This window comes from Acetobacter sp. UBA5411, from assembly GCF_002409645.1.
In the GTDB taxonomy this organism is placed as follows: domain Bacteria; phylum Pseudomonadota; class Alphaproteobacteria; order Acetobacterales; family Acetobacteraceae; genus Acetobacter.
In genome coordinates this window covers 59182-80484 of sequence record NZ_DHNR01000006.1, presented here as the reverse complement: position 1 = coordinate 80484, position 21303 = coordinate 59182, and the positions used below count along the sequence as shown (strand labels likewise).

At 54.7% G+C, this 21303-nt stretch carries 11 protein-coding genes and 3 pseudogenes; 4 read left to right on the top strand and 10 right to left on the bottom strand.

What is annotated here, in order from left to right:
* Positions 1-477 (top strand): metal ABC transporter permease (locus tag B3759_RS02670; RefSeq protein WP_291363372.1); only part of this gene is annotated, 477 nt, incomplete at its 5' end.
* Positions 478-479: 2 nt separating this feature from the next.
* Positions 480-1373, top strand: a complete 894-nt coding sequence (locus B3759_RS02665; protein ID WP_291363370.1) for a metal ABC transporter solute-binding protein, Zn/Mn family — start codon at positions 480-482, stop codon at positions 1371-1373.
* On the opposite strand, the gene B3759_RS02660 is transcribed toward B3759_RS02665, so the two are convergent.
* From B3759_RS02660 to B3759_RS02625, 8 genes and pseudogenes are all read right to left on the bottom strand, one after another.
* Positions 1345-3114: an ABC transporter ATP-binding protein/permease gene (locus B3759_RS02660; RefSeq protein WP_291363367.1), complete on the bottom strand. Its 1770-nt coding sequence runs from the start codon at positions 3112-3114 to the stop codon at positions 1345-1347. The two genes, B3759_RS02665 and B3759_RS02660, sit on opposite strands and share 29 nt — an antisense overlap.
* A gap of 1304 nt (positions 3115-4418) precedes the next feature.
* Positions 4419-4868 carry a nitrate reductase associated protein gene (locus tag B3759_RS02655; RefSeq protein WP_291363365.1) on the bottom strand — a complete coding sequence of 150 codons (450 nt, stop codon included), beginning with the start codon at positions 4866-4868 and terminating at the stop codon, positions 4419-4421.
* Positions 4869-4902: 34 nt separating this feature from the next.
* Positions 4903-5892 carry an ABC transporter substrate-binding protein gene (locus tag B3759_RS02650; protein WP_291363363.1) on the bottom strand — a complete coding sequence of 330 codons (990 nt, stop codon included), beginning with the start codon at positions 5890-5892 and terminating at the stop codon, positions 4903-4905.
* Positions 5889-6491: an ANTAR domain-containing response regulator gene (locus B3759_RS02645; RefSeq protein ID WP_291363361.1), complete on the bottom strand. Its 603-nt coding sequence runs from the start codon at positions 6489-6491 to the stop codon at positions 5889-5891. The genes B3759_RS02650 and B3759_RS02645 overlap by 4 nt, the downstream gene beginning before the upstream one ends.
* Complete coding sequence (locus tag B3759_RS02640; protein WP_291363359.1) at positions 6491-10444, bottom strand: bifunctional nitrate reductase/sulfite reductase flavoprotein subunit alpha; 3954 nt, start codon at positions 10442-10444, stop codon at positions 6491-6493. The genes B3759_RS02645 and B3759_RS02640 overlap by 1 nt, the downstream gene beginning before the upstream one ends.
* 6 nt (positions 10445-10450) lie before the next feature.
* A complete protein-coding gene (gene nirB, locus B3759_RS02635) occupies positions 10451-13348 on the bottom strand; it encodes a nitrite reductase large subunit NirB (RefSeq protein WP_291363358.1) in 2898 nt (965 codons plus the stop codon).
* A gap of 38 nt (positions 13349-13386) precedes the next feature.
* A pseudogene (locus tag B3759_RS02630) lies at positions 13387-14933 on the bottom strand (alginate export family protein).
* Positions 14934-14969: 36 nt separating this feature from the next.
* The gene (locus B3759_RS02625) at positions 14970-16190 is read right to left on the bottom strand and encodes a nitrate/nitrite transporter (RefSeq protein WP_291363356.1); all 1221 of its coding nucleotides are present in this window, start codon (positions 16188-16190) and stop codon (positions 14970-14972) included.
* A gap of 1117 nt (positions 16191-17307) precedes the next feature.
* On the opposite strand from B3759_RS02625, the pseudogene B3759_RS02615 reads away from it, so the two are divergent.
* Both B3759_RS02615 and B3759_RS02610 read left to right on the top strand, forming a co-directional pair.
* Positions 17308-18064, top strand: a pseudogene (locus tag B3759_RS02615) (IS5 family transposase).
* Between the two features lie 259 nt (positions 18065-18323).
* Positions 18324-19406, top strand: a complete 1083-nt coding sequence (locus tag B3759_RS02610) for an acyltransferase family protein (RefSeq protein ID WP_291363354.1) — start codon at positions 18324-18326, stop codon at positions 19404-19406.
* A gap of 948 nt (positions 19407-20354) precedes the next feature.
* Here the strand turns inward: B3759_RS02610 and B3759_RS02605 are convergent.
* Together B3759_RS02605 and B3759_RS02600 are read right to left on the bottom strand one after the other, a co-directional pair.
* The gene (locus tag B3759_RS02605) at positions 20355-21113 is read right to left on the bottom strand and encodes an amino acid ABC transporter ATP-binding protein (protein WP_291363352.1); all 759 of its coding nucleotides are present in this window, start codon (positions 21111-21113) and stop codon (positions 20355-20357) included.
* Positions 21103-21303 (bottom strand): annotated as a pseudogene (locus tag B3759_RS02600) (transporter); the annotation flags it as partial. The pseudogene B3759_RS02600 and the gene B3759_RS02605, both read right to left, overlap by 11 nt.

Sequence of the window (21303 nt, the reverse complement as noted above, 5' to 3'; positions counted from 1 at the left end):
GGCACCATTCTGGCCATTGACGCACCTGCGCTGTACCTCATGGGCGGCATTACCACGCTGAGCATAGGCCTCCTGTCCGTCATCTGGCGGCCATTGGTGATGGAATGCGTGGACCCCGGTTTCTTGCGCATGACCGGCACCAAGGGCGCGGTCTACCACATGGTGTTCCTGTTCCTTGTCGTCATCAATCTCGTGGCGGGCTTCGAGGCGTTGGGCACGCTCATGTCGGTTGGCATGATGATGGTCCCCGCCGCCACAGCCCGGCTCTGGACCCGTCGCCTCCTGCCCATGATGGCCCTTTCGGCCTGTGTCGGCATGGCGGCTGGCTACATAGGGCTGGTGGTTTCCTATTATTTCCAGCTGGCGGCCGGGCCGTGCATCATCCTGACATGCAGCACGGCCTATGTCGTTTCTCTTCTGGCCTCGCCAGCCGGTATCAGAACGAGAGGCGCATCGTCTCCGTCAAGGAGCAACTGATCATGCGTCGCCTGACCTGCCTGCTTGGCCTTTGGGGGATTTTTGCCTTTGCCCCGGCGCACGCCGCCGCACCGCATGTGGTGCATGCCGTGGCCAGTTTTACCGTGCTGGCGGATGTCGTGGCCCATGTTGGCGGCACTCATGTCTCGGTGACTTCTCTGGTGCCGCCTGATGGCGATCCGCATGAATTCGAACCTTCTCCCGCTGACGCCCGCCAACTGCGGCAGGCAGATGTGGTGTTCATGAGTGGTGAAGGACTGGAAAGCTGGTTTGGACGCCTTGCCCATGCGGCGGGCTATCAGGGCACTCCGGTAATCGTTTCAAACGGGATCGACATCTATTCGGACAAAAATGGCCAGCAGTCGCAGATCGATCCTCATGTCTGGAACAGCGTGCCCAACGTGATCATCTGGGCGACCAACATCCGTGACGCTTTGATTGCTGTAGACCCGGCTGACGCCGATGATATCCGGATCTCGGCAGACGCCTATATTGCGCAGCTCCGCACACTGGATCATGACATCCGCACCCAGATCGCTACCATCCCGGTCGAGCGACGGCGTGTGCTGACCAGTCATGAGACATTCGGCTATTACGGTCGCGCCTATGGTGTCACGTTCATGGCTCCACAGGGCCTCTCGACGGAAACCGAGGCTTCGGCTGGCGCTGTGGCAAAGCTGATCGGACAGATCCAGCAAAGCGGCACGACCACCTATTTCCTCGAAAACGCCACCGACCCGCGTCTGGTCCAGCAGGTAGCGCATGCCACCGGCGCACGGCCTGGAGGGGAGCTATACGCTGAAGCCCTTTCCCCCGCCGGTGGTCCTGCACCCGATTATATCACCATGATGCGGCACAATACCGAACTCATGGTTCAGGCGATGCGTCCGCACTGAGGATATCCTCACGCGCTACGGCAAAGGGCGTCAGGTCGATGATGTTGGCGTGCAGTCTCGCAACGGACTGACGGTGCGTAATGGAGACTACAGTCATATCCGGGCAGGTCTGCGCCAGCAGGGCATAAAGAGCGGCTTCAGACGCACCGTCGAGGTTTGAAGTCGATTCATCCAGAAACACCCAGTCCGGTCGCACAAGCAGGATACGGGCAAAAGCCAGACGCTGGAGTTCGCCCGGCGAGAGGATCTGACCCCAATGCTCCTCGTTGCCAAGACGCGGCACCAATGCTCCCAATCCGACCTGTTCCAGCACCTCGCTCACCTGTTCCACCGAACAGATATCCGAGCTTCCGGGATAGGTTACGGCCCGATGCAGGGTGCCGGTGGGCATGTAGGGTCGCTGGGGCACAAACATGATCGATGTATCGGGGCGAGTGATCGTGCCCGTGGCAAACGGCCAGATCCCTGCCAGCACACGAAACAGAGTGGACTTGCCGGTGCCTGATGGGCTTGTCACCACCGTCATCTGTCCATGCGGTAGCGCAAAGTTCACATCTTTCAGTAACGCCGAGCCATCAGGACGGAACACCTCCAGTCCGCTGACCTGCATATCGGCCTCGGCGCTAGCGGGGACGAAAGTGATGCCGCTGCGCATGGCCTGTGCCCGGTCCATGACGCGCTGGAAAGTCGCAAGACGCGCTACTTCCGCATGCCAGATGGTTAGCGCGCCGTAGGAGTTGGACAGCCATGACATCGCGCCCTGCACACGTGAGAACGCCAGAACAAGCTGCATGAGCGTGCCGAAACTCATCTTGCCCGCGAAGTAGCGGATCGATCCCACGAGTAGCGCAAAGTTGCCCGACACCACGTCCAGTCCTGTCGTCAGCAGGCCCAGCCATTTGGTGCGGTTCATGATGGACAGGAAATTGGTGTAAATGGCGGAAAAGGAGCGATCCAGACCGGCCTTTTCCTCCGCTTCGCCCCGGTAAAGCGCAATCCCTTCCGTGTTGTTGCGCACATGGACCAGACTGTAGCGAAAATCAGCTTCGACGCGCTGCTGGAAAAATTGCAGCCCCGCCAGCTTGTGGCCAGCCAGATGCGTCACCCATGTCGCTATCACGGAATAGATCAGCGCCGCCCAGAAGAAGTATCCCGGTATGGAAATGCCCCATATTTCCAAAGGACCGGACAACACCCACAAAAGGCTGACATAGCTGAACAGCGTCACGATATTGGAAAGCAGGTCGATAAACTGCGTGAGAGTATCGGTCACAAACCTGTTCAGGTCTTCCTGTATGCGCTGGTCGGGGTTGTCAGCCCCGGTCTCAAGACCCGATGTGGTGATGGCGATCCGGAAATAGGTCTGATTGTCCATCCACTGTCGCGTCATGCGGGCGGTCAGCCATCGGCGCCAGCGCAGCCCCAGCATCTGCTGGAGGTATGTTGCGTAGACATTGAACAGGATGGCCGGAATGGTGATGATGAAGAAGCCGGGCACATACCCGTCCTCGTTATGCACATACCAGAACAGTCCGCGCAGGAAGGTAGTGGCGTCACGCTGCTGCAGCGCTGTGTAATATACATTGCGCGAGAAGGACTGAAGCAGATCCATCCCGACCACAGAGAAGGTGAGGGCTAATACCGCCACCAGAAGGCCCCAAGCCCATTTCCTATCCTCGGACACGAAATAGGGGCGTGTCAAATACCAGACATCTTTTAGAAGAAGGCGCAAATACTGCATATGAATCCTGGGCAGTGGGGTGTCACTGTATCCACACATGTGAGCATGCCATGTGACACAGCGGTATAGCAGGGTTCTTGTTCAAGCGAGGTGTTCTTGATGGTTCTGTCAACCGTCGAGAAATGTATTTAAATGTGTAACGGCTTGAGTGACCAGGCTATTTTTATTCTGCGTTCCTGATATCAATCATTCTGATGAACAGTCTCTTCCTAAATGTCTGATCAGCGAAAACGTGCTCGGTAAGGCAGCAGATAATGAATTTCCCGATACGGATCTGTTGGGCTTTCAACGACATATGTAGGCAATGTGTTTCCTGAAATGGGTTTACGATACAAATCCCTATTGCTTCATGAATGGCTCATTTTCTGCTGGGCAGTAGACTATATCGAGGTGATATTGATCTCGTATTGATACGATCCAAACCTGATCCTTTTCGATAAGATGTTTCTATTTATAAAGAGACTCATTTTGCGATAGTTTTGATTGCCAATTTTTTTGTAGAATACAGGCTGCAATATTGCTTTTTTCCAGATCCGGTTTTTTCATATTTTTGGATACTGATAATTTTTTTGTGTCACCGAGAAGAGGGTGCAAAAGCATGTCTGCGTCTTTGAAATCTCTAAGCTGCTATCGTTCTGTATGCTTTGAGATGTGTTGCATTAACCATCAGGTGCTTTGAATGATCGACCTGTTCTGTCGGGGTAATGAAAAGTCGGTCAAAGATATTATCTGACAAAATAATTATATAAGTTATTGTCTGGAAAACAGGTTCTCTGAATATCTTTCCGCTGTCACTGTCATGGAGGGTGCAAACGATCCCGGTCAGAACCCTCGAATCATCCACGCAAGAGACACCGTTATGTTGATGCACCCGGATAATAAGGCTTTTCGATCACGATATATCCGTTGGCATGACTTGTAGTCAGATAATGAAAATCCTTTCACTTACAATGCTTTCATCTCATTGATGTAAATGTCCGTACACATTTCCCATTCTCCGAAACGGTCAGGAAGATTAAGCCACGGAGCGCCGACATGGTAGCGATACAGTAAAGCTATCAACGGATAGAGGATTGTCAAAAGCCATGTCTTCGACATGACCTTCAGACAGGAAGGCATTCTTTTGTCCGGTCGCATAGGTCATCGCTTAAACCATAGAGTGCATCAATTTCTTTCTCAAAATCGGGAAACACTCACTTTAAGCAATCATGAAGCAAAACCCATTGCTCTGTGCCATTCAAAAAAGTCATTTTCTAATGAGTATAGAAATTTAAGTCTTCAAAACCGACAGGCATCAAAAATTTCTAATTATCAAAAAATTCGCGCAATGCAGGAACAAAATTCTGATTTTCATGTCCGGGTCGGGTGAGTTTGATCAGGGCGAAGCGCTGCAACGTGGAAAGATGGTTCCATTGATCCAGGCTTGGTATTGCTACTCCATGAGAGATAGCCGCCTGCCTGATGCTATGCGGCACGTTGTCAGCTTCCTGCCATGCCGCAGCCGCAACGGGTGGCAGGAATACGGGTTCTTCTTCAGCCCGTAGTCTGATGAGATTGACAAGAAACGTCTGATATTTCTCACGTTGAGCAGCGTTTTCCATCGGCAGGTTCAGAAGCGCACTCCGATCTTCCTGTGTGAAACGGCTCCATTGCCGGAGACTTACTTTTACGCCGCACAGGTCAAGATTCATCCTGACCATCATGGGGATACAACGTAACGAGTTAGCAAAATCCATTTCGAAATTGAACAGCATGGGGAGTGAACCTCTATAGGGCGTTTCCTGAAAATCAGAGAGGAACAGGAGGAGCTGACGTCATGGCGCCGGATACACTCCAGCGCATAAGTGTCTGCTGTTCAGAATTCTCCAGCCATCCAAGCGACGCCATATCGTTGATGATCCATTCGATATCGTGTTCCTGAAGTGCTCCGGACATAAAGTTGATTGCTTCTTCCGCCGATCCTTCCGGGAGCACGGCACGGGTCGCTTCGGCCGGGAGTGCAAGGCCCCCTTCCGCGAGAGAGGCGGCTAGTGCTTCGATGACGTCCTGTCGATACTGTGGCGTCTGACAAAAGGTAATGGCTTCCTGCAAAGCGAGTGTCATCGTTTCGATCTGTTCTTCGGAACGGGAAAGCTTCCCGGAAGTCACCATGATTTTCTCGACATGATCCGGAAAAACGGATGACGAGCCGCCAACCCGGAAAGCAACGCCAAGCCTTTCCGCTTCCGCACCCCATGGCGGCCCCACACATCCGCCGTCGATCTTCTTTTCAGAGAGCGCATGGATCATATCGACGGGCGGCATCACCACGAGTTCGATATCGTTTTCCATGTCCACATCAATCATTTTCAGGAATCGCCTGAGAATGAGAAGGTGAGTGGAATAGATATGCACGACGGCAATGCGTGGACGTCGTCCGATGCCGCAGCGCCAGACATCAAAGGCGCGCCGTCCGTGTGATCCGGCATGCCAGATCGTCTCAACCGGATTGACGCCCCGCAACATGATCGTATTACCACCCCGGCTGATCGTAGTCAGAGGGCGCAGGAAGGCGTCATGCCCACGTCTGCCCAGCGCCGTCATCATTGCCAGTGGACAAAAGATTGCGGCTGCATCTAGTTTTTTCCATGCAAGACCGTCGGCAATATTGGCCCACGAAGGCGAGACCACGATCTCGGTTTCCAGACCATGTCGGGCAAACAGTCCCTGCTGGTGGGCCATGATGACGGGCGCGCTGTCCGCCAGTTGCAATACACCGATGCGGATTGGCGTCTTCATGACAGGTCATCCTTTTTCTGGCTGGCGAGATACTCCTCCGCAACGGCCGCAATGCGACGGGACGTCTGCATGGCCCGACGTTGCAGCCAGCGATGCGCCTGGGCTTCGTTTGCCTTTTCGTTTTTCATGAAAAACCTCTTGGCCTGATCGATGAGTTTACGTTCGGCGAGGATGCGCTGGGCTTCGCTCAGCTCTTCGCGTGTCCGACGGAAACGGGAATAGAGTGCGATGGCGGCCCGCAGCAGCGGCTTGACGTCACGCGGTGGGGTCTCAACCACATTGTAGGAACAGATGCCAGTATCGAACGCCGTTTCCATCAGGGCGGCGTCGTCCTCATCGACAAAAAGCGCGATGGGGCGTTCCTGCGCGGATTGGGACAGGGCGCGGATACTGTCCAGCGCATCGCGGTCGGCACGCGCCATGTCCACCAGCACGACATCCGGAGCGTGAAGCTTTACGGCGTCAATCAGGGCCATCTCCGCTGGAACCGTCAGAACACGAAGGGAACTGTCGCTACGCAGGGTTTCAGACAGGGCGAAACCCCGTTTGGGATTGGCGTCGGCGACCAGAACCACCAGAGGAGGGCGTCCTTCTCCCATCAGTAGACATCTCGCAGATAGCGTCCCTCGCGTGTCAGTTGCGTCACGAACAAGTCAGCCTCTCCTTTGGGCAAATCGCCATGCCGCGCCACGATCCGCTTCAGAGCCGCATCAACATCGCGCGCCATGCGACTGGCATCTCCACAGACATAGACAGAAGCTCCATCATTCAGCCATTTCCACAATTCCGCACCCGCCTCCTCCATACGATCCTGCACATAGATGCGTTCGGGCTGATCGCGCGAAAAAGCCGTGTCCAGACGTGTCAGAACGCCTTCAGTCTGGAAGGATTCCAGCTCGGAACGATAGTAAAAACCTTCCTCAGCGTTGCGTTCGCCAAAGAAAAGCCAGTTGCACCCGGAAGCCTTGCGGGCGGCGCGCTCCTGAAGAAAGCCGCGAAAAGGTGCGATTCCGGTGCCGGGACCGATCATGATCACTGGCGTTGTGTCATCCTGAGGCAGTCTGAAATGTGTGGTGGGCTGGGTAAAGACCGGCACTTCATGGTCCCCTTCCAGCCCGGCAAGCCAGTTCGAGCATACACCCGGCCATGGCGTGAAATTGACGCCCACAGTCAGTTCCACCACCCGGCCCGTGGCTCGCGGTGATGAGGCGATGGAGTAAAGGCGTGGCTGCATGCGCCGGAACAGGGCGGGCACGTCCTGCGCTGTGACGGAAAGAGACGCTTCCCTGAGTAGTTCGGGTAGAAAACCTGTTTCCCGTCCGCCGAGAGCTGTCAGCATGGCCGGATTGGGCCGCGACAGATCGAAATGACGTAACAGAGCATCCCTCAACCCGATCGTCCCCTGTCCTCTCAGAACGATGGAAGTGTCTGCCGGAAGTTTCAGGGCACGCAGGACGAGTTCGACATTTTCCTCTGTATTGCAGGGCCACACGCCGAGCGCATCTCCCGTTTCCCATATCAGCTCCGTTCCGCTCAGATCAAGACCGATACGGCGCGTGTCCCGTTCGCTGCCGGATGCGCAGAGCCGTTCGTTGATGCTCAGTTTTGCCATGACGGGCGCATCCCGTGTGCCAGCCACGATCTGCGGAGCTTCGACGACAATGGGAGCGGTCGGGGTGACCGTCCCATTAAGTGCTGTCAGCAGGGTGCCGCGCCATGCTTCAACGGTGTCTTCAAAATCGGGCTCGCATTCCACACGTTCCAGAAGCGATGTTGCACCGAGTTCGCGCAGTCGTCCGTCCAGCGCCCGTCCGAAGCCACAGAAACTGGCATAGGATGAGTCACCCAGCGCCAGAATGGCATAGGTCAGGTCGGGCAAGGGAGCTTCCTGCGATCTCAACGCATCCCAGAATGGCGCGGCGCAATCCGGCGGGTCGCCATCGCCAAAAGTGGAAACCACAAAAAGCACTTTTCCGGAAACGGGCTTGCCGCAATCCCAACCGTCAAGACACTTCGCCTCTGCCGGATGTCCTGTCTCGCGCAACCATGTCACAACGGTCGCGGCCAGTCCCTCTGCGCGCCCGGTCTGGGAGGCCCACCACACGCTGATGGGAGGAGACGCTGGGGATGCGTCTTCCTGTGATGACGCTTCCAGTCGTGTCCGGCTGTACAGCCCGGCCAGAATCCCGCCGAGATGCGTCCGCGTCTGTGGTGGCAGGGGAGCGGACGCAGGGACGGAGGGCAGTTCTCCCGGTTCGGGCGGCGCGATTTTCAGCCCTTCAAGGAAACCGGACAACCATGTCCGCGCCTCTTCAGACAGAGTGGGTAGGGGAGCAGAAGCCGAAGAATCCAGACCGAAATGGGTGACAAGAGACCGCAGGGTCATGGTGTGAGATCCTTCCTTGTCCGGTTTCACGGAAGCGGGCTGGGCCGGTTTTTCCACGCGCTCAAGGGCGACGGCGCAGACCTTGAAGCCGGGTTGCAGTGAGATGGGATCGACGGCGTCCGGCGTGACGGCATTGACCGTCATGTTTTCTCCGAACCTGTCATTCCAGTGAAAGGGAGCGAAGCAGGTGCCGGAACGCACACGTGACGAGATTTGCACGGGAAGAACGATCTGTCCGCGCCGGGAGGTGATGCGCACAGAATCATCCTTCGCCAGCCCGAGCGTGGCAGCGTCCTCGCTCCCTATCTCCACAAACGGCCCCGGATTGAGGCGGTTGAGACTCTCCACCCGCCCGGTCTTGGTGAGCGTGTGCCACTGGTGCTGGAGACGACCGCTGTTCAGCACGAAAGGAAACTCGTCGTCCGGCCATTCTTCCGGCCGCATCCAGGGGCGGGCGAAAAAGACTGCCTTGCCATCTGCTGTCGCAAAGACAGGTCTGTCACTGTCAGGCGGGAGATAGCGGATGGGATGTCGGGGTTGCGTGTCACCAGCCGGAGCGGGCCATTGCACGGGGCCTTCGCGCAGACGGGCATGACTGACGCCCGCAATGTCGTAGCCTGTTTTCGGATTGGTGAACCGACTGGCTTCGGCAAACACGTCGGCGGCGGATGTGAAGGTGAAATCCTGCTCGAACCCCATGGCGCAGGCCACGCGAGCAATGATGTCCCAGTCCGCCAGCGCCTCACCCGGAGGCGGTACAGCTTGGCGCGCAAGCGTCATGGTGCGGTCAGAATTGACCTGCACCCCGTCGCTTTCCGCCCACAGCGTCGCAGGCAACAGAATGTCGGCAAAACGGGTGGTCTCACTGTCTGCAAATGCGTCCTGCACGATGACACAGTCTGCGGCTTCCAGAGCCCGAACTACATGCTTGCGGTTGGCCACCGTCGCAACGGGATTGGTGCAGATGACCCAGCACGCCTTGATATCGCCTTGCTCCATGGCTCTGAACATCGCGATGGCCCCGTCACCGCCTGTATCACGCAGGGTTCCGGGAGAAAGGTTCCATTGCTTTTCGACAAAGTTCCGATCCGTGGCGACCAGAGCGCTGCGTTGGCCGGGCAGGCCGGGGCCCATATAGCCCATCTCACGCCCGCCCATGGCGTTGGGTTGCCCGGTGAGCGAGAAAGGACCGCTACCGGGCCGACAGATGGCCCCGGTAGCAAGGTGAAGATTGCACACCGCGTTGGTGTTCCATGTGCCGGTGATGCTCTGGTTCAGCCCCATGGTCCACAGGCTCATCCACTCACCGGCTTCCGCAATCCAGCGTGCCGCCGTCACAATGTCTTCGGCAGGTAGGCCTGTAATCTCGGCTACGGTTTCAGGCGCGTAATCCTCAAGAAACGCCTCCATGGCGTCCCATCCTGTGGTGGCGCGTGCGATGAAATCCCTGTCGATTGCGTCGTTTTTGACGAGCAGATGGAGCAGTCCATTGAGAAGGGCGAGGTCGGTGCCGGGACGAATGGGAAGATAAAGATCGGCTTTTTCTGCCGTAGCTGTCCGGCGCGGATCAACAACGATCAGTCTGGCGCCACTTCGTTTGCGATCCATCAGCCGCAGGAACAGGATGGGGTGACAGTCGGCCATGTTCGCGCCGATGACGAAGAACAGGTCGGTGCAGTCGAAATCCTCGTAGCTGCCCGGTGGCGCATCCGCTCCAAGCGAGAGTTTGTAGCCGGTTCCTGCTGCGGCCATGCAGAGCCGGGAATTGGACTCAATATGCTGGCTTCGGACAAACCCTTTGGCCAGCTTGTTAATCAGATACTGTGCTTCCAGAGACATCTGCCCCGAAACATAGAAAGCGATGGCGTCCGGACCATGCTCGTCGAGAATGCTCCGCAGGCGGTTTGCCGTGGTCTCGATGGCCTGCTGCATGGAAGCCGGGACGGCTGCTTCGTCGCGTCTGGAACGGACAAGAGCCTGATGCAGTCGCTGGTCGGAGAGGAGAGGTTTGTCGCAAGAGCTGCCTTTCGTGCAGAGACGGCCGCCATTCGCAGGGTGTGCGGTGTCACCGCGCACCTTGACGATACGGTCCTTTTCGACTTCCAGAATGACCCCGCACCCCACCCCGCAATAGGGGCAGACGGTGCGGATTTCCTCTCTCGCCATATCGGATCAGGCCGTTACGAGATCCAGCGCGCTCGTCTCGACTTTTGCCCTGATCTCGACCTTTCCGTTCTCCAGTCGGGCATCCCATGTCCGCAGCCGGACGGTGGGGTCTTCCAGACATTGTCCGTCTTCCAGCCGGAAATGCTGCTTGTAGAGAGGCGAGGCCACCACAAGCTGTCCTTTCAGATCCCCCATGATGCCGCGACCGATTACATTGGCGTTGGAAAATGGATCATGGTTGTCGATGGCATAAACGCGGGCGGAAGTGTTTTCCGTAGCGGGCATGTAGAACAGTGCAATCTGGCTTCCGTCATGCCAGGCGACGACGCCCGAGTTTTCCACGAGATCATCCTGTCCGCACAGGGCCGTCCAATGTGATGGACCTGCCGAGGAAACGGTTTCCGGCAGATTGTCAGCCGGACGGATCTGGTCACGCTCCGGCACTGTGCGAATATTCGGGTCGGGACGGCTGTCATTGACGAATGTGCGGAATCGCTTGAGCTTTTCACGATCCGTCAGGGCATCCCGCCATTCGCAATGATAGCGGTCGACGACCAGTTGCATCTGGCGTTCCAGTTCCTCGCAGATGCCAAGACTGTCGTTGATGATGACATCCTTGAGGTAATCCAGCCCGCCTTCGAGGTTCTCCCGCCAGACGGAGGTGCGCTGAAGCTTGTCGGCTGTGCGGATATAGAACATCAGGAAACGGTCTATGTATTTTACGAGAGTGTCCGCATCCAGATCCGTTGCGAACAGTTCCGCGTGGCGGGGCCGCATGCCACCATTGCCGCAGACATAAAGGTTCCAGCCGTTTTCCGTGGCGATCACACCCACATCCTTGCTCTGTGCTTCCGCACATTCACGAGTACAGCCGGACACGGCGAATTTGAGCTTGTGAGGAGAACGCAGGCCCTTGTAGCGGTTTTCCAGATCCAGCGCTTTGCTCACACTGTCCTGCACACCATAGCGACACCATGTGCTGCCGACACAGGATTTCACTGTTCGGGTGGATTTTCCGTAAGCGTGGCCGGTCTCGAAACCGGCGTCGAGCAGTTCGAGCCAGATATCGGGCAACTGCTCAAGCCGCGCGCCGAAAAGATCAATGCGCTGTCCGCCGGTGATCTTGGTGTAGAGGTCGTATTTCTTTGCGACCTGACCAAGAACGATCAGCTTTTCAGGCGTGATCTCGCCACCTGCGATGCGGGGAACGACGGAGTAGGTGCCGTTCTTCTGCATGTTGGCCATGAACGTGTCGTTCGTGTCCTGAAGCGGAATGTAGAGTGGGTCCGTAATGGGCTTGTTCCATGCGGAAGCCAAAATGGAACCGACGGCAGGCTTGCAGATATCGCAGCCGATTCCACCATTGCCATACTGCACCATGAGATCTTCAAATGTCTGGATGTCGTGAACACGGACCAGAGAGTAAAGTTCCTGTCGTGTATAGGAAAAGTGCTCACACAGGCTGCGGTCTACGGTGATGCCGCGTGATTCCAGTTCGGTCTCGAACACGCTTTTGAGAAGGCCCGCGCAACCGCCGCAGCCCGTGCTGGCCTTGGTGCACTGTTTCAGGGAGGAAAAGTCTGCGCAGCCGTCATCAATGGCGGTGCAGATCGCGCCCTTGGTGACGTTGTGGCATGAGCAGATCATGGCCGTATCCGGCAGCGCATCGGCCCCCAGCAGTTCCACGCCTTCGCCACGCGGCAGGATCAGCGCCGCAGGATCTGCGGGTGGCTTGATGCTGTTCTGCACATACTGAAGGATCGTGTCGTAATAGGCATTATCGCCCACCAGAACGGCCCCGAGCACCTGACTGCCATCTTCCGAAAGAACAAGACGACGATAGGAGCCGTCCACTTCCCCGATGAAGCGATAGCTGCGACTGCCCGGTGTCGCGCCATGTGCGTCACCAATGGAGCCGACATCCACACCCAGCAGCTTGAGCTTGGTGGACATGTCCGCACCGGAGAAGGCAGCTTCTTCACCCGCCAGCGTGGAAGCCACGGTACGCGCCATGGTGTAGCCCGGTGCAACAAGACCGAATACCTGTCCATTCCAGCAGGCACATTCTCCAATGGCGAAAATGGCCGGATCGGAGGTGCGGCATGTGTCATCAATGACGACGCCCCCACGTGCGCCTATGGCCAGACCGCAGTCACGGGCCAATCGGTCCTGTGGGCGGATACCGGCTGAAAACACCACCAGATCGGTTTCCAGAGAAGTGCCATCTGCAAAGACGAGACGATGTCGGTGGGTTTCACCAGCCACAATTTCCTGCGTGGCGTGTGCGGTCAGAACCCCAATCCCAAGAGCCTCGATCCGCTGTTTGAGGGCCGCTCCACCCTCATCATCAAGCTGCACCGGCATGAGACGGGGCGCGAATTCGACCACGGCTGTTGAAAGGCCAAGGCCAGCAAGGGCATTTGCCGCCTCCAGTCCCAGAAGGCCTCCGCCGATCACCACGCCATGTGTGGCACCTTCAGCGGCGGCGCGGATCATGTCGAGGTCATCCAGTGTGCGGTAGACCAGTCCTGCCGTGCCGGTATTACCGGGAACCGGCGGCACGAAAGGCGTGGAGCCGGTGGCGAGGATCAGGGTGTCGTAGGGCAGAGATCCTTCAGCGCTTTCCACGGTCTGCGCCGCACGATCGATGCCTGTGATCCGCACGCCACGATGCAGGGTAAGTTCATGCGCAGCATGAAAATCCTCGACGTGAAGCCGGAGCGCCAGTGCGTCCCTGCCGCTCATATACTCGGTGAGATGCACGCGGTCATAGGCGTCATGCAGTTCATCGCCGAAGATGTGGATCGCATGGGTTTCGTGCAGCCCGTGCATCACAAGCTGCTCGGCACAGTAATGACCGACCATGCCGTTGCCGATGATGATGATGTTGCCTGCCTTGGTCATGGTCGCGTCTCCTGTCGTGTACTGTCTCTGTGCGGGTCTCAGAACTTGAATTCCATGGTCTGCATGTAGAAGGCTCCGTCTCTGGCGCCCGCGTGATGCATTCCCTGTGAGGCGAGGAACCCGGCGATGTCATGGGTCCATGTCCAGTGAGGCGCAAAGTTCCATGCGACCTGCGTCTGTGGTGTGACGCCGAGGAAGCCGCCGGAAAGATTGTTGCGATAGCTATAAATTTTTCCGGTGCCATAGACGGCGTCCTGCGTGCTTTCACGCCAGAAGACCGGCACATGCAGTTTGAGATGCAGGTTCGCAAAGGGTGCCGCGGTGACGACAGGTCCGACCCCGATCAGGTTCTGGGAGGTGAGGGCGAGTGTCACATCGTTATAGTAAGGCAGCGGGAAATAGGGGGTGGCGAATGTGCCAACCGCGCCGTCCTTGCTGTGATAGGAACCGCCGGAAAACAGATCTGCCTGAAGAGCTATGGAAGGTTTCGCTTTCAGGCTTTTTGCCGTCCAGCCGAATGAGCCGTTGACGGCATACGCCCGGACGGGACGTGTTGCGCCCTGATTGGCGGCGGGACGGAATTCACCGCCCTGAAATACACCGGTCAGGCTGATGTCGAAGGGACCGACATTGCCCCAGAACCGTGCGCCCGCATTGTCACGACGGGTCGATCCGGCCTGTGTGCCGGTCATGGTCGGCAAAGCGGCAGGAGCGCCGTCGATGTGTAGATCCCGTACATCCGAGCGTTATAGTTTGTGCCGTCCGCAAAGACGTTCTGTGGCAGCTTGTTCGTCTGCATGAAATCAAAGATGTCCAGCCGGAAGGATTTCCAAACGGCATAGCCACGAAAGCCGTCCCATGTCTGCTGTACGTTGGTCAGATCGCGGGCGGACTGCATGGAAACGGGGGCGTCAAGAAACACCTGCCGCCCACCCATCACACCCATCTTCGCGCCGAGCAGGTTTCCCTTTACTTCGAGAATACCCTGCTGGAGATCAAGACGTTCACGCTGGTAGCCGGTCTGATAGCCATAATAGTTGGAGCCGCCGCCTACACCCCACAGGAATTCGGCATAGGCGCGGATATGTTCACCGATATGCAGATCGGCGCCGTACATATTGCGCAGAAGCACACGGCTGGCATTGGTTTTGCCTGCGGCCCCCATCATCGGCTGATTCTCGAAGATATAACGCAACCGCTCCTCTCCATTGATGGACAGCCAGATATCGCCCTTGTCCGTCAGGCGAATGTATTTCAGACGGTTGAACCAGTCATTTTTCCGTTTTTCAGGCGGTGTGTTGACGATATCGCTCCAGTCTTCCGCCCAGCGCGCCTGACCGAAACCGCCCACGGTTCCGAAACCCGCGGCTGCGCCCTTGCCAGTGTTGAAAACGCCCCAGTCAGGACTGTGCTGAGGGAGTTTTTTCGGAGCAGGCGGTGCTTTTCCCTGTTGGGAAGAAGGAAGATTATGATTGGTGGGAAGAGTGTCGGCCCATGCGGTCTGCGTCATGCACAGACCGGCGAGCAGGGCGGCTGGTCCTGCGCTGAAGCGAAACGGACGTGAGAGAAGCGTGCGAGGAGTCACTGTGCGCGTTCCTGCTGATGGGAGAGAAGAGGACGGTTACAGAGACGCCGAGGCGTTGGCGGCGGAAGGAAACACGTTCCGTTCGGTTTTCCAGCGTCTGCGGCAGAGGCTGACGCAGGCCAGTCCCAGCAGCGCTATGATCGCAAACCCCAGAAAGCCGGGGCCGTAAGAACCGGTCGCCTGTCGTGCGGCACCGAGTGATGACGCAAGGTAGAACCCGCCGACACCGCCGCTCATGCCCACAAGACCGGTGAGAATACCGACCTGCATTGGAAAGCGGGTTGGCACAAGCTGGAACACCGCGCCGTTTCCCAGTCCCAGCACCAGCATGCCGAGAAAGAAAGCGGGAAAGGCTAGCCAGATGGTCGGCAATCCGAACCCGATCACTGCAAAGATGACGGCGGCCAGTCCATACAGAATGGTCAGCGTGCGCTCGCCGCCAATGCGGTCAGCGATTGCGCCTCCCAGAGGCCGTACGAAAGAACCGACGAACACCACAAAAGCCGTGCAGGTTCCTGCAACAGCAGGAGATAGGCCATACTGATCATTGAAATAGATGGTGAGGAATGAGGCCAGTCCGACGAACCCGCCGAAGGTCACGCCGTAGAAGAACATCAGGGCCCAGCAGTCGCCGCTGCGGAGAACGGGGAGCCAGGTTTTGAAACCTCCGGCTGCACGGCGGTTGGGCGGTTCGCTGGCGAGGAACAGAAAGGCGATCAGCACGGCGAGCAGGGGCAGGGTAGCCAGCCCCAGCACATTCACCCAGCCATAAAGTGCTGCGAGACCCGGAGCGAAGAGAGAAGCAAGGGCCGTTCCCGAATTTCCGGCTCCAGCGATGCCGAGTGCAGTGCCCTGATACTGCGGTGGATACCACGCGGAGGCGAGGGGCAGCGCGACGGCAAAGGAAGCTCCCGCTACGCCCAACACCAGCGCCACGCCGAAGAGGGCGACATAACTGTGCGGCGCGATCAGCCATGTGAGGAACAGTCCGGCAATCACGAAAACCTGCGCGCCAATGGCGACACGGCGTGGTCCGAACACGTCAACCAGCGCACCGGCCAGCACACGCAGCAGCGCACCTGCCAGAACCGGGGTGGCTACCAGCAGCCCTTTCTGACCTGCATTAAGGTGCAGGTCATGGGAGATGGAGATCCCCAGCGGTCCAAGCAGAACCCAGACCATGAATGACACGTCGAAATAGAGGAATGCCGCGAGAAGGGTGCGCGGGTTTCCAGCCTTGAGAAATCCTTTGTCCACGTCATAACGTCCAGCATCTGCTGCAGGAAAACAGATGCGCCCTTGTCAGGCACAGAGACCGTCCTTGGTCATCCGGGTGTCATCGCTGGTTCAGTCATCCGCTCACTTTATCCACCGTCATTGATAGACATGTTAAGAGCTGATGTGTGGATGTTATGATGTCATGTGGAATGATACGTTGTCAAAACATTTTAGAGTCTGCTTCCTTGTGCGGAACCATTTCACGGAAACTTTCCGGTCTGTCGCACGGGACGGGAGATGAGGAATTTGACTGAAAAGGCAACGGAGTGAGTGTTTTATACGCCAGCTCTTTTTGTTTTCAGAAACGCCTGTTTTCGTTCTTCCTGTGCGTTTGCATTCAGAAGAAAATCAGAATTGGAGAGACGGAAGCAAAGCGGAAGATAACAGGCATCCTGTTGCAGGCAGAGTTGTGCGAGTGTTGCCGATTCCCATACTGTACAAAAGCGGATCGATAGGATTTTCTTATGTTTCCTGTAACAGAACGACACCATCTGTTTTAGGTTTTCGACTGGAAGTGAACTCCTGCACAATGCTGTTTTCCAGAAGAGGAAGATCACAGGCGACAATACCCTGAGGCGTGTTGTCAGTTAATTCCGGTGATAGTGGAGGCAGTTGGACTGTTGCGAGGAATATTTATTTCAGCGTGTCGTAACGCGTTGCGATGTCTCTGAACTGTTCAGTCTGTTGAAGAGTCGTTCGATTTCGTTTCTTTTTGTAGAGTGAAAAGCTGACTTTCCGTGAAGGGATGTCCACTGTAATCTGCCTTACATTGAGCAATGCGATGAGCGGATCAGCGTCATACGCCTTGTCAGTGATAAAGGCTTTTGGATCGACTTTATTCAGAAAAAGGAACGGTTTACCTAATGCCCGCTTTCTGTCCGGGCGTTAGGGACAGGGCGACCTCCTTTCCTGCAGCATCGATGATCGCATGGATTTTCGTGGTCACTCCGCCACTGGACTGGCCGATGGCCTGACCTGCCTCCCTTTTTTATGAGCACCGCGCGCTAACTGAGGATACGTTCTAGGTCAGGACCTATTGGTTAATTGAACTGAGCGAGACGTGGTGATTCAGAGGTTTGCCGATGGAGGTGAGGCTGTGAGTGACGTGTTTTTGCTGCCTAAGAACCAGATGAAGCGGATTGAGCCGTTTTTTCTTTTGTCACACGGAGTGCTACGCGTGGATGAAGCGTGTTCTGAGCGGGATTGTTTACGTGATCTGCAACTGTCTTTCAGTGGAAAGATGCTCCGAAAGCGTATGGTCCGCACAAGACTTTATATAACCGGTTTATCCGCTGGAGCCGGCTCGGTGTCTTTGACAGGATCTTTATTGCCCTGACGGAGAAGGCTGGCCGTTCGAAGCGTCTGATGATTGATGCGACACATCTGAAAGCGCACAGAACGTCGGCGTCCTTGCTCAAAAAGGGGCTTTCCTCGTCATATCGGACGAACAAAAGGCGGCCAGAACTCAAAGTTGCATGCCGTATGCGATGGTCAGGGTCGGCCTGTCCGCCTGCATCTGACATCAGGTCAGTGACTTCAAAGGGGCCGATATTCTGCTGGCAAATCTCCCCGACGAGGCAGAAGAAGTCATTGGGGACAGAGGCTATGACAGCAACAGGATCAGATTATCGCTTGCAGAACGCAATATCACAGCCTGTATTCCGCCCAGAAAGAACCGGAAATCAAAGCGGCTTTACAACTGGCATCTGTATAAAAAGCGCCACCTCATCGAAAACATATTCGCAAAGCTGAAAGACTGGCGACGTGTTGCGACCTGATACGACCGCTGCGCTCACACCTTCATGTCTGCAATCCATATCGCAGCAACCTTTATCTTCCATCTCAAAGAATGAAGCCTGAGATTTCGATGATCTATGTTCCGAAGTTGAATTATATGAGAAATCTGATGTTGTCTTATTTTCTGATTAAGTGATGAATTTTAAATAAATTCTCATGAAGGGCTCATTGTCTATAATGAAAATATACAGTTTATTTTATAATGAATAAGAGAAATAAATATTCGTAATTTATAGGATTTGCAGAATAGAATTCATACTAAATTTCGATTATCTTGTTTTGTGATAAAATGATTCCTGATAAGAGTAAAGCAAGATGAATAACAAAAAAGAGATTAAGTCTCTCACGGGAATCCGTGGAATAGCCGCATGTTGGATTGTTGCATATCATACATGGTTGTCTGGAAACCATCGCGTTTCCGGCTATATGGGAACACTGTTGCTTCATGGATATTTGGCTGTAGATCTTTTCTTTATTCTGAGTGGATTAGTGATGTCTATGTCATATGGGCATCTTTTTGAAAAACGATGGGGAGTATCAGACTATCTTAGTCTGATGATCAGGCGCATTGGTCGTTTATGGCCTCTTTATATTGTCACCTTAATCGTAACTGGAATTCTTACGTATTTTACCGAGGGAAAATCATTTCCATTTGTTGTATGGTTAGCAAATTTCATGATGATTCAGACATGGGGGATTGGAGAGTCAATCAACGGTGCCTCATGGTCTGTCAGTGTAGAATGGGCTGTGTACTTTATTTTCCCGTTTATTTTTTTTCCAGCATTGAAAATGCATAAGGTTATTCCATTTATATCGCTTTTTTTTATTGTATTAATAATTAAACTTGGAGAGAATAGTGGGATACAACGAAAAGGGCCACTTGATATATTTGATCCACACAGTGGTCTTCCTTTGATTCGTTGTTTCTCGGAATTCCTCCTTGGTATAATCTGCTATAGAATATCTTTCTTGGAGTTTGGATTTTTTCGTTCAAAGGTAATGTCTTTAATAATTCAATCTGTAACATTCGCCTCTCTTTTTGTTGTTGGAATGGATGTCATTTCCGTGTTTCTGTTTTCTGCATGTATCATTACATTAACAAACGAAAGAAATTACTTGTCTCGTGTTATGTCATGGACTCCTATTTATTATCTTGGCGTTTGGTCATATGCTATCTATCTCTGGCACCGATCATTCCTGTTTGTGATTGGAGATGTATGGAAAGGTCATCATACTATATTGAGGCCAATGATAGTTCTTATCATGTTGCTTGTTGTCTCATGTCTTTCATATTATTTTATTGAACGGCCATGGCAAAAAAGAATTAGACGCCTTGATCAGTTTTGTTCTCAGAAACCATATCAGGATATTAAAGTGTTAGGGCGTGTCATCAGTTAATCCCGATAATAGCAGCGACGAGTTGGACTGCTGTGAGGAAGGTTAATGTCATCTCGTTGTGGCGTGTTGCAATGCCTCTGAACCCTTCAGTTTGGGGAAGAGCCATTCAATGATGTTTCTTTGTTTATAAGGAGAGAACGGGATTTTGCGGGGATTTCGTCAGTTTCTTCTTGAAGGAATAACCGGTGTGCTCTGCCACTCTTCGAGTTTTCAATGAACGGATCGGCATCATAAGCCTTGTAGGCGATGAAAACCTCAGGATCGACTTCATCGAGCAGTGACTCTGCTTCAGTGATGTCGATCCTTTATCCGGGCGTCAGGGAAAGCGATACAGCCTTTCCTTCAGCATCGACAATGGCGTGGATCTTCGTGGTCAGTCCGCCACGGGATCGCTCGATGGCCTGATCCGTGCCCCATTTTTGAGGCCTCCCGCGCTGAGTTGGTGTGTATGAACAATCGTGCTATCAATCATCATGTATGTATTGTCGAGATGGGCACCCAGATGCCGGAAAATCCGCGCATGCAACAGTAATAAAATCAGACAATATCTCGCCGAACGTAATATCCACGGTCTGGATTCGTCAAAAGAAGAACCGGAAATCAAAGCCACCTGACAGCTGGCATTTGTATAAAAAATGTTATCTGATTGAAAAGATGTTCGCAAAGCAGCAAGAGCCGGTGCCGAATATCTACCAGATACGACCGCTGCGTTTATACATTCATGTCCGCGATCCATATCGCGGCAAGTTTTATCTTCTATCTCAAAGAATGAGGCATGAACCTAGATTTCCGTGTCACCCAAAAAATAGGGTTAGTATCCATCACCCCACTGTGTGACAATAGACTGCCTGTCACGCTAGGTTTTTGAGCGAGGAGTCATAAGAGTTTCCAATAACCAAAGCTCCATGAGGAGCTCACGGAACTGCTGTTCTACGTCTGGTAGCTCATTCAGAACTGGATCATCTGATCAAGAAATGCCCGGGCGCGTTCTGTGCGTGGCGCGGTGAAAAACTCCTGTGGAGGGGCAACTTCGAGAATGCTGCCCTTGTCCATAAACACGATCCGATCCGCAATGCGGCGGGCAAAACCCATTTCATGTGTTACGCAGATCGTTGTGATCTGCTGGGCAGCAAGATCCTCCATGATGGTGACAACTCCGGAAATGGCCTCAGGATCGAGAGCAGCAGTTGGTTCATCAAAGAGAATAATCTCGGGGTTCATGCTCAGCGCACGGGCGATAGCGACACGTTGCTGCTGTCCACCGGAAAGCTGGATTGGATATTTCCCCGCCTGCTCGCCAATACCGACCTGTGCCAGATAACGCCGTGCGTCTTCCTCCGCCTGTTCCCGTGGGGTGCCTCGAACCAGACGGGGCGCGAGAGTACAGTTATCGAGAACAGTCAGATGAGGAAAGAGATTATAGTTCTGGAAAACCATGCCCACGCGACCACGTAGGGTAGCAAGGTCGGTTCTGTTGTCGATGACCTGTCCGTCGATCATCAACGTTCCGCTGTCATGTGGTTCAATGCGGTTGAAGCATCGGATGAAAGTCGATTTTCCAGAACCTGAAGGGCCAAGAACAACAATCTTCTCGCCCTTGTCGATATCGAGACTCAGACGGTCAAGTGCAAGAAACTCACCGTAAAACTTGCTGAGATTGCGAATGGAGATCCGGATATCCGGGTTGGGTGCGGTGTCACTGACCATGGCCGGTCGCCTTGTTGCGGTCTGCCCAGGAGAAACGACGTTCAATCCGCTTCTGCAGGAAAAGGAAGAAGAACACCATCGCCAGATAATAGACGAGGGCTGCTGAATAATACTCGGTGAACTCGAATGTGCGCGCCACCTGAATCTGTGTCACGGCCAGCAGTTCCTGCAACGAGATCACCGAAGCAAG

What these genes read in the sequence shown, in the direction of transcription:
- nirB (WP_291363358.1), bottom strand. Translation starts at nt 13,348, where the DNA reads ATGACCAAGGCAGGCAACATCATCATCATCGGCAACGGCATGGTCGGT.
- B3759_RS02655 (WP_291363365.1), bottom strand. Translation starts at nt 4,868, where the DNA reads ATGCTGTTCAATTTCGAAATGGATTTTGCTAACTCGTTACGTTGTATC.
- B3759_RS02610 (WP_291363354.1), top strand. Translation starts at nt 18,324, where the DNA reads ATGAATAACAAAAAAGAGATTAAGTCTCTCACGGGAATCCGTGGAATA.
- B3759_RS02605 (WP_291363352.1), bottom strand. Translation starts at nt 21,113, where the DNA reads ATGGTCAGTGACACCGCACCCAACCCGGATATCCGGATCTCCATTCGC.
- B3759_RS02650 (WP_291363363.1), bottom strand. Translation starts at nt 5,892, where the DNA reads ATGAAGACGCCAATCCGCATCGGTGTATTGCAACTGGCGGACAGCGCG.
- B3759_RS02665 (WP_291363370.1), top strand. Translation starts at nt 480, where the DNA reads ATGCGTCGCCTGACCTGCCTGCTTGGCCTTTGGGGGATTTTTGCCTTT.
- B3759_RS02640 (WP_291363359.1), bottom strand. Translation starts at nt 10,444, where the DNA reads ATGGCGAGAGAGGAAATCCGCACCGTCTGCCCCTATTGCGGGGTGGGG.
- B3759_RS02645 (WP_291363361.1), bottom strand. Translation starts at nt 6,491, where the DNA reads ATGGGAGAAGGACGCCCTCCTCTGGTGGTTCTGGTCGCCGACGCCAAT.
- B3759_RS02660 (WP_291363367.1), bottom strand. Translation starts at nt 3,114, where the DNA reads ATGCAGTATTTGCGCCTTCTTCTAAAAGATGTCTGGTATTTGACACGC.